Origin of the sequence: Natrialba asiatica DSM 12278 (genome assembly GCF_000337555.1) — an archaeon.
In the GTDB taxonomy this organism is placed as follows: domain Archaea; phylum Halobacteriota; class Halobacteria; order Halobacteriales; family Natrialbaceae; genus Natrialba; species Natrialba asiatica.
The window spans coordinates 312,453-327,368 of record NZ_AOIO01000003.1 but is presented as its reverse complement, the minus strand read 5'-3'; the positions used below and the strand labels follow the sequence as shown (position 1 = coordinate 327,368).

The following is a 14,916-nucleotide window of genomic DNA, read 5'->3' as shown; positions in this document are numbered from 1 at the left end:
TAGCTCTATTCGCCCGGCCGGCCCGTATGCGGTTATGGACCGCGAACTAACGGACGACCTAGTCGGCAAGTCCGTCACCACGGACGAAGGCCAGGAAATGGGGACTATCGCCGAGGTGGACGAGGGGCACATCTACGTCGATTTGATGGGGGGCGGTGAAACCCAACACGACGAGGATATCGACGCGGAGTCGATCAAGGAGATCACCGACGACGAAGTGATCCTCCACGAACCCGAGCAGACGTAGCGACCGGTCCGAGCCGACTCGTCGGCGAATCGCCGGCTAGAGTATAAGGCCGTCGTCGTGGACCGATGGCGTATGACGAGAACGAGTTCACAGGCGGCCAGCAGCGAACCCGATACCGGTATCTCATCACCGTGGCTCTGTCGCTGTGCTCTCATCAGCACGGGTCTCGTCGCGGCGGTGGTCGTCGCGAGAGTCGTTCGATCCACGTCGCGCAACCGAACTCGATTCACTGCACCGTTTTAGAGGGGGACTGTGATCGATGGCGAAGTATTGATACATTTCCGAAGGGACCTCTCTGTATGAACCGCCCAGCGCACCGCCGAGACGAGTCCGACCGAGTTCCGTTCACCGCTCGTCGGGATATCGGCGGCGGCGTCGCGATGGCAGTGACCGGGATTCTGGCTGCGTTCCTGTGGTTTGGCGGCACCTTTCTGCTCGTTGCCACTCGAACCGTTTCTCACACGGTCGGATTCGTCTTCATCTCGGCCCTGTTTTACGTTCCGTTCGCAATTCCCTCCGCGTTCGTCGGTGGCACGCTCTGCTGGCGGTACGCGTACTCGGACGCGAATCCCGCTCGCTCCGGCGCATTTCTCGGCGCGATAACGTCGATCTTCGGTCTCCTCGGGGGCACACTCGGCGCTGCGCTGTTCAATCCGCTTTTGACCCTCGCCCAGGGTGAGTTGGAACTCCTGGAAGCAACGATCGCCGTGGTATCGCGCGTTCCCCGGGGCTTCGGTATGGCGCTGGCAGCCGCCGGGTGGCTGGTGATCCCGCTTGGACTGTTCGGCGGTTGGTATTACGAACGGACAAAACGGACGGCGTAGCGATCGCGCTCTTCGATTCTAACTGATCGTCCGCCTGATCTCCGTCGGTCTATCGTCTCGAGAGTGCGTACTGTGCTTTGCTGCTGGTCGGTGCTACTGCCATTACTACTACCACCTGAATCGTAATAGCTGAAATAACCGTTTGTCCTTCCCCAACGGTTTTCCCGATTTCTTTCCTCCGAATCGGTATGCAACGACGCGACCTCCTCGCCCTGAGTGCGCTCGGCGTCATCGGCAGCGCCGGGTGTCTCGCTGAACTCGGTCGGGATCGTGCGTCAGCGCCGACCGAGGACGAGACCGGTACTGATACCGATACCGACACCGCCGGAGCCGACGCCGTCGACGTGCGTTTCGCCGGCGTCTACGCGGCTGACCGAGACCGCGAGTTCATCGACGGCGAGTATCTCGTCCTCAGGAACGACGCCAGCGACGCAGTCGACGTGTCCGGATACGTTGTCGCCTACTCCGACGATCGGACGTATCGAATCGCCGATCTCGTCCTCGAACCGGGCGCACAGTTCGTGCTCGCGAGCCGAGACGGAACCGACGCGACGCTTCTGTCCAGCCCTCCGGCGTACCTCCGCTACGCCGGTTTCGACGACGAGTTACCGGTGCTTGGCGACGGCGGAACGGTCCGCGTGAGAAACGCGGCGGGTGCTCGCGTTTCCGCTGCGCACTACGAAAACGGCGGTTGCGACGGCGGGTCCGTTACCGACGACGCTGGGGACTCGATCGAGTGTCTACACGGACGGCCGTGAAATCAAACGAACTTTTCCTACTCCAAACAAAATTGTTTTAGTACGGGCGACTGTTGCCACAGGTGATGCCATCCATCGCGCTCCCGCACGACGCGAAGGCCGGACCGACCAAGTCCGAGGTCCGCGCCGTCGTCCAGTCGAAACTCGAACTCGAGCCGGACGACCACTTCGTCGAGGTCGGCTCCTGTACGGGTGCCGTCACCATCGAGGCCGCCAAACGAGCCGGCAGCGTCACCGCGCTCGAGCGGAAAGCCGAGCGACTCGAGACGACCGAGAAGAACCTCGCAGCGAACGACGCGTCGATACGCGCCGACGTCGAACTCCGGAACGCGGAAGCGCCCGACGGGTTGCCGGCCGACGCCGACGCGCTCTTTCTCGGCGGTAGCCGCAACTTCGAGGCCGTCCTCGACCACGCCGCCGAGACGGGCGTCGACCGCATCGTGATGAACGTCTCCCGACTCGAAGTCGCCGGGCGGGCGGCCGCCGCCTTCCGCGAGCGCGACTTGCTCGAGGAAGTCGTCCAGTTCCAGGTGAGCCACGGCTACGAACTCGCCGGTGCGACGAGTTTCAACTCGGACAACCCGGTCTACATGCTGGTCGGAAGTGCGACCCCGTCTTCGGACGAGACCGAGACTGAAACCGAAGCCCGCTCGGGAGGGACGACCCGATGACCCTCTACGGCGTCGGACTCGGCCCCGGCGAGGCCGATCTCGTTACGGTTCGCGGGAAGGAAATCTTAGAGACTGCCGATGTCGTCTACTCCCCCGGCCGGCTCTCTCGAACCGTCGCCCTCGAGCACGTCCCCGAGGAGCGAATCGGCGACCTGGACTTTCCGATGACGAAAGACGAGGAGAAACTCCGCACCGCTTGGACGGAGGCCGCCGCTGAAGTCGCCCCGAAGGCGACCGCTGGCGACGTCGCGTTCGTGACGCTCGGCGACCCGAACGTCTACTCGACGTTCGGTCATCTGCGCCGCACGATCGACGCCTTCCACCCCGACGTCGACCTCGAAATCGTTCCCGGCGTCAGCGCCGTGACGGCCTTCGCGACCGCACTCGGCGTCGAAATCGAAGCCGGTGCCGGACTCTCGCTCCGCGAGGCCGCCGCCGGTCACAGTCCGACCGGTCCGGACCGCATGATCCTGTTCAAAGTCACCGACGCGCCGGCCACCCACGAGGGCCTCGTCGCGGCCGGCTACGACGTGACCTACGGCCGCCGCCTGTTCATGGAGCAGGGCGAGACCGTCACCACGGACGATCCCACCGAACTCGACGAGCGCGACTACTACACGCTCGCCTACGCCGAGAAGGAATCCCTCGACGTCGAATCGGCGACGGCAGCCTTCGATACTAGCGCCGTCTCCGGCGAGACGACCGACGCCGATACTCCCGACGGATCCGATACCGCCGACGCGAACGTCCGCTCCGACGGCGGCCGCGAGTTCTCGGCCGCCGAACTCGCTGCACTCGAACGGGCTGAAGGCTGTGCGGGCGGCGACTGTAACGCCGACCACGGAGACGCCAACCACGGAACCACGGGGGTAGCCGATGAGCGATAACACGGCATCGCCGACCGCAACCGACCCACAGACCGCGATCGACTCTCAGAGCGACCGCCGCCGCGACGACCTCGACGATCGCATCTTCGCACACAGCGCCGGCGACGACCAGGACGGGGTTCCCTTCGTCGGCGCTGGCCCCGGCAACCCGCGACTCCTGACCGTCGCCGGGAAGGAACTGCTAGAGGCGGCCGACCTCGTCGTCCACGCCGGCTCGCTGGTCAACAGCGACCTCCTCGACGCCTACTGCGGCCACGCCGACCTCGTCAACTCGGTCGGGAAGGATCTCGAAGAACTCGTGCCGCTGATGCGGGACGCCTACGAGGACGGTCGGCAGGTCGTCCGCCTCCACAGCGGCGACCCCGCGATCTACGGGGCCGCACTCGAGCAGATGGACGCGCTGGAGCACGAGGGCGTCCCGACGTACATCGTCCCCGGCGTCACGTCGGCGTTCGCCGCGAGCGCCACGATGCGAACGCAGTTGACGCTCAACGAGGTCTCGAACCACGTCGCGTTCACCCGGCCGCAGGGCAAGACCCTGAGCGAAGACGAGGATCACATCTCCGAGTTCATCTCGATGGGCGACGTCACGACCTGTATCTACCTCGGCACCCACGCCGTCCGGGACACGATGGATCGCCTGCTCGCGGACGGCCACGATCCCGAGACGCCCGTCGCGGTGATCTACCACGCCTCCTGGCCCGACGAGGACGTGCTTATCGGTTCGATCGACGACATCGCGGACCGGGTCGAAGAGGCCGGCTATCGCGCCTCCGCGCTCGTCGTCATCGGCGACGCCGTTACGGGTGCCGGCTACGAACGGTCGTACCTGTACGGCGACTGGGCGAACCGCGGGGCGAACTCGCCGGATTGAGGCGGAGGCCGGCGACGACGGTCAGTTTCGGTTCCGGGCAGCCGGTCCGTACCTTCAAAACGGATGCCGCAATAGCCCGGGCTATGATCGCCATTGCCGGCTCGAAAGGCGGCTGCGGGAAGTCCACGATAACGCTCGGCCTCGCCGAGGCGTTCGCCAGAGCCGATACCCCGGTGCTTGCCATCGACGCGGATCGCCAACTGCCGAATCTGCACGTGATGACCGAGACGGACCGCGAGCCGACGCTCGCCACGCTCGTCGATCGCGCTGCCGCGTCCGAAACCACCGATATCCGCGACGGCGCACAGCAACACCCTCGTGCGTCCGGTGTCGGTATCGTTCCCGCCCCGACGCCCGACCAGGCGTTCGAGTTCGGTTCGCTCGCGGAACACCTCGACACCGAGAGCGTACAGGTGTTCCTCGACTGTCCGTCCGGAGCCGGCCCGAGCGTCGTTGACCCGTTGCGGCAGGCCGACGGCGTCATCGTCGTCGCCACGGATTCCGAACGGAGTCTCACGGCCGCAGCGACGACGATCGAGATGGCTCGCCGACTCGGCGTCCCCATCTACGGCGCTCTTTTGAACCGGTGTTCGGCGGTGCCGGAACCGGCGACCCGCTGGGAGGGGGTCCCGTTGCTCGGCTGCGTTCCCGACCGCCCGTCGCCGCTCGCCAACGATGCGGTCGCGGCGGCGTTCGACGACGCCGTCGCTCGACTGGCGTCCCAGTCACCGGCCGACCGCGCGCTGCAGACGTACGCCGACGACCGACTCCCGCTCGGTACGGATGCGATCGACCGGCACTTGGGCGGCGGCCTGGAACCCGGCTCGCTCGTCGCATTCGTCAGTCCGCCCGCCAGCCAGGGCGAACGGCTCCTCCACCGGGCGACCGCCGTCCGCGGAACGTTGTTCCTCTCGACGGATCGCTCACGAACGACCGTCCGTCACGAACTCGAGTCGACCGCCGTCGGTACCGGCACCCCGACGATCAGACGCGTCACCGGCCCGGATTCCTTCGACGACGCCACGTCCTTGATCGGAAAGCTTCCGACCGCGGCCACGCTGATTATCGATCCGATCGACGAACTCGAACGCCGGGACCGATCGGCCTACGTCGCCTTTCTCGATACGCTCACAGACCGACTGGCCGAGACCGACAGTATCGCTATCCTTCACTGTCTCGGCGGGACAGACGATCGAGCAACTCGATCCGCGACATTTCGGCTGGCCGATGCCGTGTTCGAACTCGAGTTCGGCGGTTCCGATTCCGAGCCCGCCGATACGTCCAATACGCTCACCGCGACCGGCACCACCAGTACGCACTCCCTCCGAATTCCGAAGTACCGTCACGACGCCTCCGTCGTCGGGACGATCGAACTCGAGTTCAGCGACGGGGCTGGAGTCGAACCGATCGAGTCGCCACCGCGCGCCGAGCAGACATCACCGGACGACCCAGGGCAGTCGCCGCAGTCGGATCGTCCACGGCCGGATGCACCGCAAGCGGAGACGGAACAGGGGTGAGCCACGATGGTCGACCTTCCATACGAATCACTGCTTGGCGTTTCGTACGGCCTTCTGGCGGGCACCGGTCCCGCCGTCCTGTTCGGCCTGATTGCAGCAGGCGTCGGTCTCGCTCGAGACCGATCGGTACCCGCCGCGACCGGACTCTTCGCGGCTGCGATCGCGGCTGCGATCGTCGTCTTCGGTGGCGTCCATGGCTCTGGTCCCGTCCTCGCACAGGCGATTCGACTCGCGTTTGTCGGCGTCATCGCCGGCGTGCTCGGCGTCTTTGCCACGAGCCAGGGTGCGCGGATCGCAACTGCACTCCCGCAGGACCGAACGTTTCCCATCGTCCGCGGGCAGGCGCTGTCCGCCGACGCGATCGACGCCGTCGACGCGATGGGACAGGTCACAATTCGGCCGACCGGTGCGATCCGCGAGCTCGACGGCTATCCACCGCTCTCACCCGCCCTCCGGACCGCCCTCGAAAACGGTGCCTGGCGATTCCCCGCCGACCTTCAGCTCGCCGAACTCGAGGACCGTCTCGAGCGCCGCCTTCGAACCGACCACGGACTCGCCACCGTTCGCGTCGCCGTCGATGGCCGCGGGCGAGCGACGATCGCTGCCGCTCCGCCGTCCAAGGGCGTCGCGACGACCCTCGCCGACGGGTTCCGGGCGGTAACGGTAACCGGGCTGCTCCCGACCGGCCTGGAACCCGGCGATCGCGTTCTCATTAGCGGCGACGAAACGACGGTCGAGGGAACGGCCCTCGCTATCGACGACGAAACCCAGGACGCGACCGATCACGAGTTCGTCGCGCCTGCCGCCGACACGCAGCGAGCGGCCATCGGTACCGACGGCGGCGACCGCCGGCTGACCGTCGCCGTCGAGACGGCCGCCGCCGACACGCTCCTCGAGTCGACTCACCACCGGATCGCGGTGCAGCCGAGTGACGACGCCACCCACAACCACGCACTCGAGGCCGCAACGATCCTCGACAACGCCGGCCGTCCGATCACCGTCCGTGATACCGCGCTCGCTGAACTCGATCCAGCAACGACGATCGGCGTGCGAACGGCTGAAGACTGGCACTGGCAACACAGCGCCGATGACCCGGTTCCCCACGGTGCAGACCGGGCGTTTGTGGCTGGCTCGCCCCAGCCCGATTGTGAGGAGAGACGGTCACAATCGCAGTCCAACTCACAATCACAGCTACAGTCTACATCACAATCACAACCACAGCCACAACTCGAGGTGAACCGATGATCGATCCCGAACTCGTCGTCTCTCTCGCCCGGGAAGCAACGGTCGGATTCGTCGGAACGGCGTTGCTCGCGGCGACCGCGGGGCTGCTCGCGGCGGGGGGCTACCGCCGGCTATCGACACGATCGCCGCCGGCCGGTATTCCCGCGTTCCTCGGACTCACGGCGGTTGCTGGCGTTCTCTCTAGCAGCGCTCTTGCATCCGGGGCATTTCTCGGAGCCGTCCCGCTCGATCATCGTCTCAGCGCCGGCTACCTGCTCGGAACGATGCTTCTGGGGGGTATCGCTGCGACGGCCGGCGGTCGCCTCGGCGATCGGATCGCCTGTCAGGTCGCCGACATCGAGCGGATCGATGCGAACGGCGAGGCCGCGGCTGCCGTCCGATCCGCTCGGCTCGCCGTCGAAATCTCACTGCCGGAACCGATTGCAACGGCATCCGGATACCAGGCAGTCGATCCGGCCGTCCACAGAGCACTTTCAGGCGCGACGATCAGGCTCCCGCACGGACTGACGACGACAGCACGCCGTGAGCGCCTCGAACGACACATCGAACGCGACTACGACGTCGGCTATGCCGCCGTGACGCTCGCCGACGATGGCACCGTCGACCGCGTTCTCGTCGGCCAGCAGTCCACCGGACTCGGATCGACGGTCCCCCGCGGAGCCGTCGCCATCGCGATTCGAGCCGATCCATCTCCGGATGCCAGCCTCGGCGATCCCGTCGCAATCTGGTCGACAGACGACCACACTGAACCTGAACTCATCGCGACCGGCACGCTTCGAACGATGACTCGCTCTATCGCGACCGTCATCGTCGACGCGACCCTCTCCGACGAACTTCCAGCCGACGACCGCTACCGGCTGCTTACCTACCCGGACGAACCGACCGACGGCTACGAGTTCGCCTCGACGCTACGAACCGTCGAGGAAACCGTCACGACGCTCTCGATCGACTCCGACGGCCCGCTCGTCGGCGAGTTCACCGGCTGGCTTCCCGGACGCGTTCTCGTCATCGAGCGCGGCAACGACCACTTGCCGCTCCCGGCGGACAACGAGACGCTCGAATCCGAAGATGAACTCTGGGTGCTTGCCTCACCGACGGACCTGACTGCGTTCGATCCAGCACCAACTGATGACGGTCCCCCTCCACGGTCGAGCGTTTAAATCGGAACGCGAAATAGCATCGCCATGGTTACGGTCGAAGCGAGCGCCGACAGAACGAACGGGGTGACGACAGTCCGAGTCGTCCTCACGAACACGCATTCGACGCCACAAACAGTCAGACTCGAACACCGCCTCGACGGGCCGATCTGGCCGGCCCGGCCCAACGGCGTCGCCGACCCTCGCTGGACCGGCAACTGCTGGGAAACGACGATCCGACCCGACCGAAGCGAGGGACTCGGCTTTGCGAGTCCCGCCGTTCCAACCGACCCACTCGTAACCGTCGTCTCGAGCACTCGCTCTACAGACGATCGCATCCGGTCACCCGAAACAGTCCTCGCAGGACTCGATACGTGGTGTCCGCCGAGCAAGATTCTCGAACGCACTCCCGCTCTCGACCCATGATCGTCGCCGTCGCCGGCGGCAAAGGTGGCGTCGGCAAATCCACGACCGCGTTAAACCTCGCCCGCGAACTCGATGCCGTCGCCGTCGACGCCGATCTCACGACTGCCGACCTCCCGCCAGGGACCGGCCCCGATCTCCACGACGTTCTCGCCGGTCGCGTCGACCCGACTGCGGCGGTCGAGACGATCGGACCCGTTACGCTCCTCCCCTGTGGGCGCACCCTCGCCGGCGCTCGCGCCGCCGCGCGTGAACTCGACAATCTAGATGCGATCCTCCAACGCATCGAACGGGAGTGGGGAACGGTCGTCGTCGACTGTCCGGCCGGCCTCGCTCGCGATGTCGGGATCGAACTTCGGAGTGCCGATCTGACGATCCTCGTTACGACACCGGCCAAATCAGCACTGGTCGACGCGTTTCGAACGGCATCCCTCGCCGATGCCCTCCAGACGCCGATTGCTGCACTCGTCCTCAACAAGGCCGATCGGGATTCCCACGGCGAGATCGCCGATAAAATCAGCCGAATGCTCGGTGTCGAGGTCACGATTATTGCCTCCCAACAGGCCGTCGCCGACGCACAGGCGCGCTGGCTGCCGGTCCGCGATCACGCCGCCGACGCACAGGCCGTCGACGCCTATCACTCGATTGCCGACCGACTCGAACGGACTGCAGACCGACTCTCCGGCCGAGCCACAACTGTCTAAAAACTGTTTATTTCTTCGCTCAGTGCCGCCGCATCACGACCGTCGCAAGGACAATCGCAGCCAGCGCGACAGCCCCACCAAAGCCGGGCGAGCCGTCGTCTGCCGCCGCCGTACTCTCAACCACCGTCTCGAGTTCGTCGTCGGCCGATGCGATCGTGACCGCGATCTCCCCCTGCTGGTCGAACGCTGGCGTGAACTCGATCGTCTCCGAGCCGCCGCTGTCGAGTGTCACCGACTGCGTATCGACGAGTTCACCGTCGACGAGCAAGTCGAGTTCCTGCGTCTCCGACGCCCCACCGGTATTCGTCACCGTCACGGATACCGAACCGTCCTCTCCGTTCGTCACCGTCTCGGGCGCATCGAGTCCGTCGAGTGTGAACGCTGCGGGCGCGATGATGCGTACCGTCCCCGTCGCATCGTTGCTGTGATGGTCGACGACGTGGGTCGCGATCCCCTGCTCGTCGTAGGCGTACGTGACCGTCTCCGTTGATTCACCTGCACCGATTTCAACCGTTTCCGTCGTTTCGACAGTTCCGTTCACGCGGAGTTCGACCGTGTCCACAACCGGGTGCGACGCCGTGTTATTGAACTCGAGTTCGATATCGTAGTCGCTGCCCTGTGCTGCTTCATCTGGAAGGGAAATCGACTCGAGCGTTATTGCTTCGGGAGCGACGATGGAGAGCTCTCCGACCGGTTCACCATCCACCGCAACCGTTCCGTTTCGCTGTGCAGTCCACTGGATCGATTCGGTCGTCTCACTATCGGCATCGACGTGTACGGTTTTTGTTGCTACCGTTTCACCGTCGACCGTGACTGCCGCCGTTTCTGAACCAGGTCCGCCGGTGTTCTCGTAGGTGACAGCCGCCTCGACTGTGGTTCCGTCGACAGCCGCTTCCGTGCCGAATTCAGCGTCACTGAACTCGATGTTCGGCGGCTCAAGGACTTCTACGGTCACGCTATCGCTCTCACCGGCGACAGTTGCCGTGAGTTCTGTCTGGCCGACGGAGTTCGCCTGAAGCGTTCCATCAGAGACAGAAGCGACGGCTGTTTCGGAATCGTAGTTAGCAACTTCGGATGCGGTGACAGTCGAGCCATCGTCCAGTGTGAGTTCAACCGTAACGCTGGTCGTTTCTCCCTCGCCGATAGCGGGTTGTGAGACGCTCAGATCGACATCTTGGACCTGCCACTGGAGGATCGGATACTCGTCTGTCGCAGCCCAGAAGTTCTCGAAGTCGAGATCCATATTCGTCTTGGCATCTGCACCGGTCATTTCTTCTTTAGATAGTCCTGTTCCGACATCATCTCCCTCACCAGTTCCGTCGTAATTCGTAGGTTTTTCGTAATAGAAATCGGATACAACAGCATCCAACCGTTGATATCCGCCGGATTCTAGACCATATATCGCCCCTGTTTTACTAGGATTTCCATCGATAGTATTTACCACATAGCCATCACTGATCGGTCCGGCGAGCGCTCCAATTACTCCACCAGTCCGTTCCTCTCCAGAAACATCCCCAGTAGCATACGACTGAGCGATATTCTCTCCGTTCTTTTTCCATCCAACAAGACCACCAACACCGTCAACCCCTTCGACATTACCGGTTGCATATGATTCGACTATCTGTTGCTCATTATTATCACCTACTAAACCACCGACATACTCTTCGCCCTTAACGCCAACATTTGCCATTGAACGTTTGATTGTTGCTCTTTCGTCGCCACGTGCAACGAGTCCACCAACCCAAAGATCCTCTCCTTCGACTGTTCCAGTAACAGACACATCTTGAATTGTACCGAGATTATCTCCTGCTAAACCTGCAATTCGGCGTTCAGTACCATAGACTTCAATATCTTTCAAGTACACATCTTCTACGGTTCCTGTAACAACTCCAAATGGTGCAATAAAGTGTTCCCCCGGCCGATCAATAATGAGTCCAGAAATTGTGTGACCTTGTCCGTTGAATGATCCACTAAAGGGAGTCTGTGATCGATCGCCAATATCTCCGTCGCCTATTGGCTCGAACCCAGCCCCGCTGTTCCAAGAACTCGTATTACTAGCATCGATATTATTGCCAAGTACATAATGTGCCTCGAGATTTTGGTTTATTAATTGCAATTCCTCTATAGTGGTAATGATATATGGATCATCTTCTGTTCCACTTCCATCTAATTCTCTAAGATCCATTCCCTCATTTGCACCTGCTATTCCAGCAATACCACAACTAATGATAAACATCGCGAGAGAGACCATCAGGACACTCCTTGTCACTTTTATTGTTAAATCTTTCACACCGAATGTCTTTTCTACTATCACTATAATATTTCTATATGTGGTGGGACTAACTCATACTAATATTATAAAAATACAATGCCTAATTATAAAATATATTATAATCAATGTGATTTGACAACCCGTACTATTATCCAACTACCAAGAGTTCATTATTAGGATTTTCATCGGCCCAATTAGTCCCAGATGGCGGCTGCAGCTTAAATTCAACTGTTCCAGTATCTTGATCTGGTGGAAGACGAAGATTCTTATTATCGAATATAAATTTTACTTTATTAGAATCTTCACCTGTACTACCGACCATCGTGCCATCCATTTGTGCATCACCTGCAGTCGCAATTACAGTTGTGTCTGTAACGTCATTCCCGTCTTCATCAACGACTGAGATAGTGAACTCACTCAAATGCTCATCATCATCAATATTTATAACATCATCCTCAAACTCTACATCCACCTCTGTATCCCCTTCAAACGTATCAATACCTCCTAATATCTGTAGCATTATCCCTAATGATACAACACCGATAACGAGTGCGATCACGAGCCGAATCGGTAACCCCTCAATCGCACGATCATCGTCTGCAAATGAACGACGATCGCCCGGAGAGACCGAGTTCAGTTGTGGGCGGCGTTTCGAGCCCATACCCCTGTTGGCTCGTAATCTGTCTTAAAGTTTTACTATGCAAATGATGCAACTTATATGATCGGGTAAAACTTCAAGTACGAGAGCGAGCGAACGCTCGCTATGAGTTTCGTTATCGGTCGCGGTGCAAACGCTGAGACCGAACAGACGGGCCATCTTGGGCGGTATCGAGCGCTCGATGGAAGCGAGGGGGCGACACTGCACGTCGATCTCGACGGGCCACACGCAATGTTGATCGTCGGGAAACGCGGCTACGGGAAGTCGTTCACGCTAGGCGTCGTTGCGGAGGAACTCGCCCGGGTGCAGGGCGTTGCACCTGTTATCGTCGATCCGATGGGCGTATTTTCGACGCTCGCCGAATCCGCCGCTGGTGAGGCAGTCCCCGTGGACACCGTTGCAAAGCCGGCGGTGACAGCGGATGTTCTCGATCCGCGGTCGTGGTGTTCGCTGCTCGGGCTGTCCCCCGAAAGCGGAGCCGGGGGGCTCGTCTGGCAGGCGGCCCAGGCGAAGGCATCACTGGCGGCTATGCAACACCACATCGAGACGGCTGACGCACCGAAGACCGACAGACGGGCGGCGACGAATCACCTCGCGCTCGCGGACTCGTGGGACGTGTTCGACCCCGACGGGCTCGGCACGGCTGAACTCGCAAGCGCTGCGGTTACCGTTCTCGATGTTTCCGGGCTGGATTCGGCCCCGATGAACGCGATCTGCCGCGGCGTTGCCGAGGCGCTCTATCGTGCTCGGATCGACGAAACGATCGACCGGTTGCCGTGGCTCATGATCGACGAGGCGCACACGTTCTTCGACGGCGTCGCGGAGCCGGCGTTGCACACGATTCTTACCCGTGGGCGCGCCCCCGGTGTCAGCCTCGTCCTCGCAACGCAGCGCCCGAGTTCAGTGACGGAGACTGCGATTTCCCAGTCCGACATCCTGCTCTCCCATCGGCTGACGGCCGAGGCGGATCTGGACGCCTTGAACGCGGCCCAGCCGACGTATATGAACGAATCACTTGGTAATCGGCTCCCGACCGATCCCGGACAGGTTGTCGTCATCGATGATGCGACGGAGACGATCCATGCGGCGCAGGTTCGGCTTCGGGACACGCCACACGGTGGCGGGAGTCCGCGGGCGCGAGACGTCGTCGCTGCTGCGGGTGAGCGTGAGTGATCGCTATGCAGGGACAGTTGTGGGTGTCGTCGAGGTCGTGGCCGTTGTCGTTGTCGCGGTTGGGGTTGGGCGTGAGTCTCTGGCTGCGATTGTGGCTGCAGGCGGCGAGGCAGCGCGGGTCTCAGAGACGGTTTCGATCGGCCAATTCCGGTGAGGTGCAACGATGACCGACCGGGATCGACTCGAACAGCGACTGGCGGCAGTCGAACGCGTCGTCGTCGACGGCGACGTTGCACTCGATGAGCTGGCGGAACTGGCTTCGGTGGCCGACGCCGTCTCGACCATAGAAACGCGGCTTTCGGAGCACGAACGACGACTTGCAGAACTCGAGGGGGCCGTTCAGTCGATCGAGGGGTACGTCGGCAACGTCGAGGCGGTCAACGACGAGGTCGAGCGACAGTCGGCGACCGCGGTTGCGACGGTCGATCGGCTCGAACGCCGCGTCGAGGCGCTGGAAGTTGAACTCGACGATCTCGAGGGCGGGCTTCTTGCGGGCGAGGACCCGGCTGTCGATACGGCGGGGTCCGTGACTGGCGGTGAGACAGAAACCAGTGGCGAGACAGGGCCCGAGAGTCGAGCGGGAGATGGCGAGGGCCGGCAGTTCGGTACCGCTGTCGATGGTGGTGATGGTGGCGATGGTGACGATGATGGCGGAAGTGGGAACCGACCTGCCGGAGAATCGCCTCCCGGGTCGCCAGAACAATCGGTAGCGGCGGTTCTCGGCGACGGAAAGCGGTCGCTCGTCGACGACGGTATTGATCGACCGGCGTCGTCTGCAAACCAGACCGCGATCGAACTGGCAGTTGGTGAGGAGAACGATCGGCGTGAGAACGGCGGGGACGCTCCTACGGGGACTGATGATGGTGCCACCGGTACTGCTCCCGATACCGCGACCGTTGAGACGACTGCTGGGTCTGGTACTGCTACGGCTACGGCTACGGCTACTGATACTGCTACTGCTGCTCGCGCGAATTCCGAGACCGATGACTCCCCCGATGACGATCCCAACGGAGACGATACTACCGGGTTGGTCGACTCGATCCGGTCTCGGCTCTCATGATCCGGTACGTGCTCGCCGTCTTGCTCGCCGTATCGCTGCTCGCGCTTGGCGGCCTGGCGCTCGCCGAGAGTTCAACTGCCGCGACCGAACGGGAGGTACGAACGGCGATTTCGGATATCGAGGCTGCGGCGATCGATCTCGCTGCGAACGAGGAGGTTTCGCCTGCCGACCATCCCGATCCGCAGCGGGTCGTCGAGGTGTTGATTCCCGAGCGGTCACTGCTGACGACGGGCGTCTCACACGTCGAAATCGAACCGGTCGAGGAGGACGTCGACGCGAGTATGGCCCGGTACGTGCTGGACGATGGGACGGCAAATCGGGAGGTTCTCGACGTGCGGCTCGTTGTTCGGAATCGGACGGCGTCGCGAACGACACTCGAGGCGGCCGGAACCCACCGGTTACGTCTCCGTCTCGTTTCCGACGAGCAGGGTGATCCACTCGTCGTCACGGAGCGGGTTTAAATCGGA

At 62.4% G+C, this 14,916-nt stretch carries 16 protein-coding genes; 14 read left to right on the top strand and 2 right to left on the bottom strand.

Translation table 11 applies throughout. The features are described from left to right. The first annotated feature begins 34 nt into the window (after positions 1-34). The 11 genes from C481_RS01375 to C481_RS01325 all read left to right on the top strand — a co-directional run bounded on the left by C481_RS01375 (position 35) and on the right by C481_RS01325 (position 9,286). The gene (locus C481_RS01375; protein WP_006106982.1) at positions 35-247 is read left to right on the top strand and encodes a hypothetical protein; all 213 of its coding nucleotides are present in this window, start codon (positions 35-37) and stop codon (positions 245-247) included. Between the two features lie 299 nt (positions 248-546). Further along, complete coding sequence (locus tag C481_RS01370) at positions 547-1,071, top strand: hypothetical protein (RefSeq protein ID WP_006106980.1); 525 nt, start codon at positions 547-549, stop codon at positions 1,069-1,071. Between the two features lie 188 nt (positions 1,072-1,259). Continuing rightward, the gene (locus C481_RS01365; protein ID WP_006106979.1) at positions 1,260-1,829 is read left to right on the top strand and encodes a lamin tail domain-containing protein; all 570 of its coding nucleotides are present in this window, start codon (positions 1,260-1,262) and stop codon (positions 1,827-1,829) included. A gap of 65 nt (positions 1,830-1,894) precedes the next feature. Next, positions 1,895-2,500 (top strand): precorrin-6Y C5,15-methyltransferase (decarboxylating) subunit CbiT, encoded by a 606-nt coding sequence (gene cbiT, locus C481_RS01360; RefSeq protein ID WP_006106977.1) that lies wholly within the window; start codon positions 1,895-1,897, stop codon positions 2,498-2,500. Beyond that, complete coding sequence (locus tag C481_RS01355; RefSeq protein WP_006106976.1) at positions 2,497-3,387, top strand: cobalt-factor II C(20)-methyltransferase; 891 nt, start codon at positions 2,497-2,499, stop codon at positions 3,385-3,387. The genes cbiT and C481_RS01355 overlap by 4 nt, the downstream gene beginning before the upstream one ends. Continuing rightward, positions 3,377-4,261, top strand: coding sequence for a cobalt-precorrin-4/precorrin-4 C(11)-methyltransferase (locus tag C481_RS01350; protein ID WP_006106974.1), 885 nt, complete (start codon positions 3,377-3,379; stop codon positions 4,259-4,261). Before C481_RS01355 ends, C481_RS01350 begins: the two co-directional genes overlap by 11 nt. Before the next feature lie 83 nt (positions 4,262-4,344). After that, positions 4,345-5,778, top strand: a complete 1,434-nt coding sequence (locus C481_RS01345) for a DUF7125 family protein (protein WP_006106972.1) — start codon at positions 4,345-4,347, stop codon at positions 5,776-5,778. Positions 5,779-5,784: 6 nt separating this feature from the next. After that, the gene (locus C481_RS01340; protein ID WP_049904296.1) at positions 5,785-7,023 is read left to right on the top strand and encodes a hypothetical protein; all 1,239 of its coding nucleotides are present in this window, start codon (positions 5,785-5,787) and stop codon (positions 7,021-7,023) included. Then, the gene (locus C481_RS01335; RefSeq protein WP_006106971.1) at positions 7,020-8,183 is read left to right on the top strand and encodes a hypothetical protein; all 1,164 of its coding nucleotides are present in this window, start codon (positions 7,020-7,022) and stop codon (positions 8,181-8,183) included. Before C481_RS01340 ends, C481_RS01335 begins: the two co-directional genes overlap by 4 nt. Positions 8,184-8,207: 24 nt before the next feature. Continuing rightward, entirely contained in the window at positions 8,208-8,585 is a 378-nt protein-coding gene (locus tag C481_RS01330; protein WP_006106970.1) for a DUF7857 domain-containing protein, read from the top strand. Then, a complete protein-coding gene (locus C481_RS01325) occupies positions 8,582-9,286 on the top strand; it encodes a MinD/ParA family ATP-binding protein (protein WP_006106969.1) in 705 nt (234 codons plus the stop codon). The genes C481_RS01330 and C481_RS01325 overlap by 4 nt, the downstream gene beginning before the upstream one ends. 19 nt (positions 9,287-9,305) lie before the next feature. Here C481_RS01325 and C481_RS22520 read toward each other — a convergent pair whose 3' ends face one another. Next, positions 9,306-11,537 carry a CARDB domain-containing protein gene (locus tag C481_RS22520; RefSeq protein WP_241434615.1) on the bottom strand — a complete coding sequence of 744 codons (2,232 nt, stop codon included), beginning with the start codon at positions 11,535-11,537 and terminating at the stop codon, positions 9,306-9,308. Between the two features lie 169 nt (positions 11,538-11,706). Further along, on the bottom strand, positions 11,707-12,219 hold the full coding sequence (locus tag C481_RS20945; protein WP_083860867.1) for a DUF7382 domain-containing protein: 513 nt from the start codon (positions 12,217-12,219) through the stop codon (positions 11,707-11,709). A gap of 102 nt (positions 12,220-12,321) precedes the next feature. Between C481_RS20945 and C481_RS01315 the strand changes: the two genes are divergently transcribed. The 3 genes from C481_RS01315 to C481_RS01305 all read left to right on the top strand — a co-directional run bounded on the left by C481_RS01315 (position 12,322) and on the right by C481_RS01305 (position 14,910). Beyond that, entirely contained in the window at positions 12,322-13,389 is a 1,068-nt protein-coding gene (locus C481_RS01315; RefSeq protein ID WP_006106966.1) for an ATP-binding protein, read from the top strand. 163 nt (positions 13,390-13,552) lie between these two features. Next, complete coding sequence (locus C481_RS01310; RefSeq protein ID WP_006106965.1) at positions 13,553-14,449, top strand: DUF7310 family coiled-coil domain-containing protein; 897 nt, start codon at positions 13,553-13,555, stop codon at positions 14,447-14,449. Further along, on the top strand, positions 14,446-14,910 hold the full coding sequence (locus C481_RS01305; protein WP_006106963.1) for a DUF7311 family protein: 465 nt from the start codon (positions 14,446-14,448) through the stop codon (positions 14,908-14,910). Before C481_RS01310 ends, C481_RS01305 begins: the two co-directional genes overlap by 4 nt. Positions 14,911-14,916 lie beyond the last annotated feature (6 nt).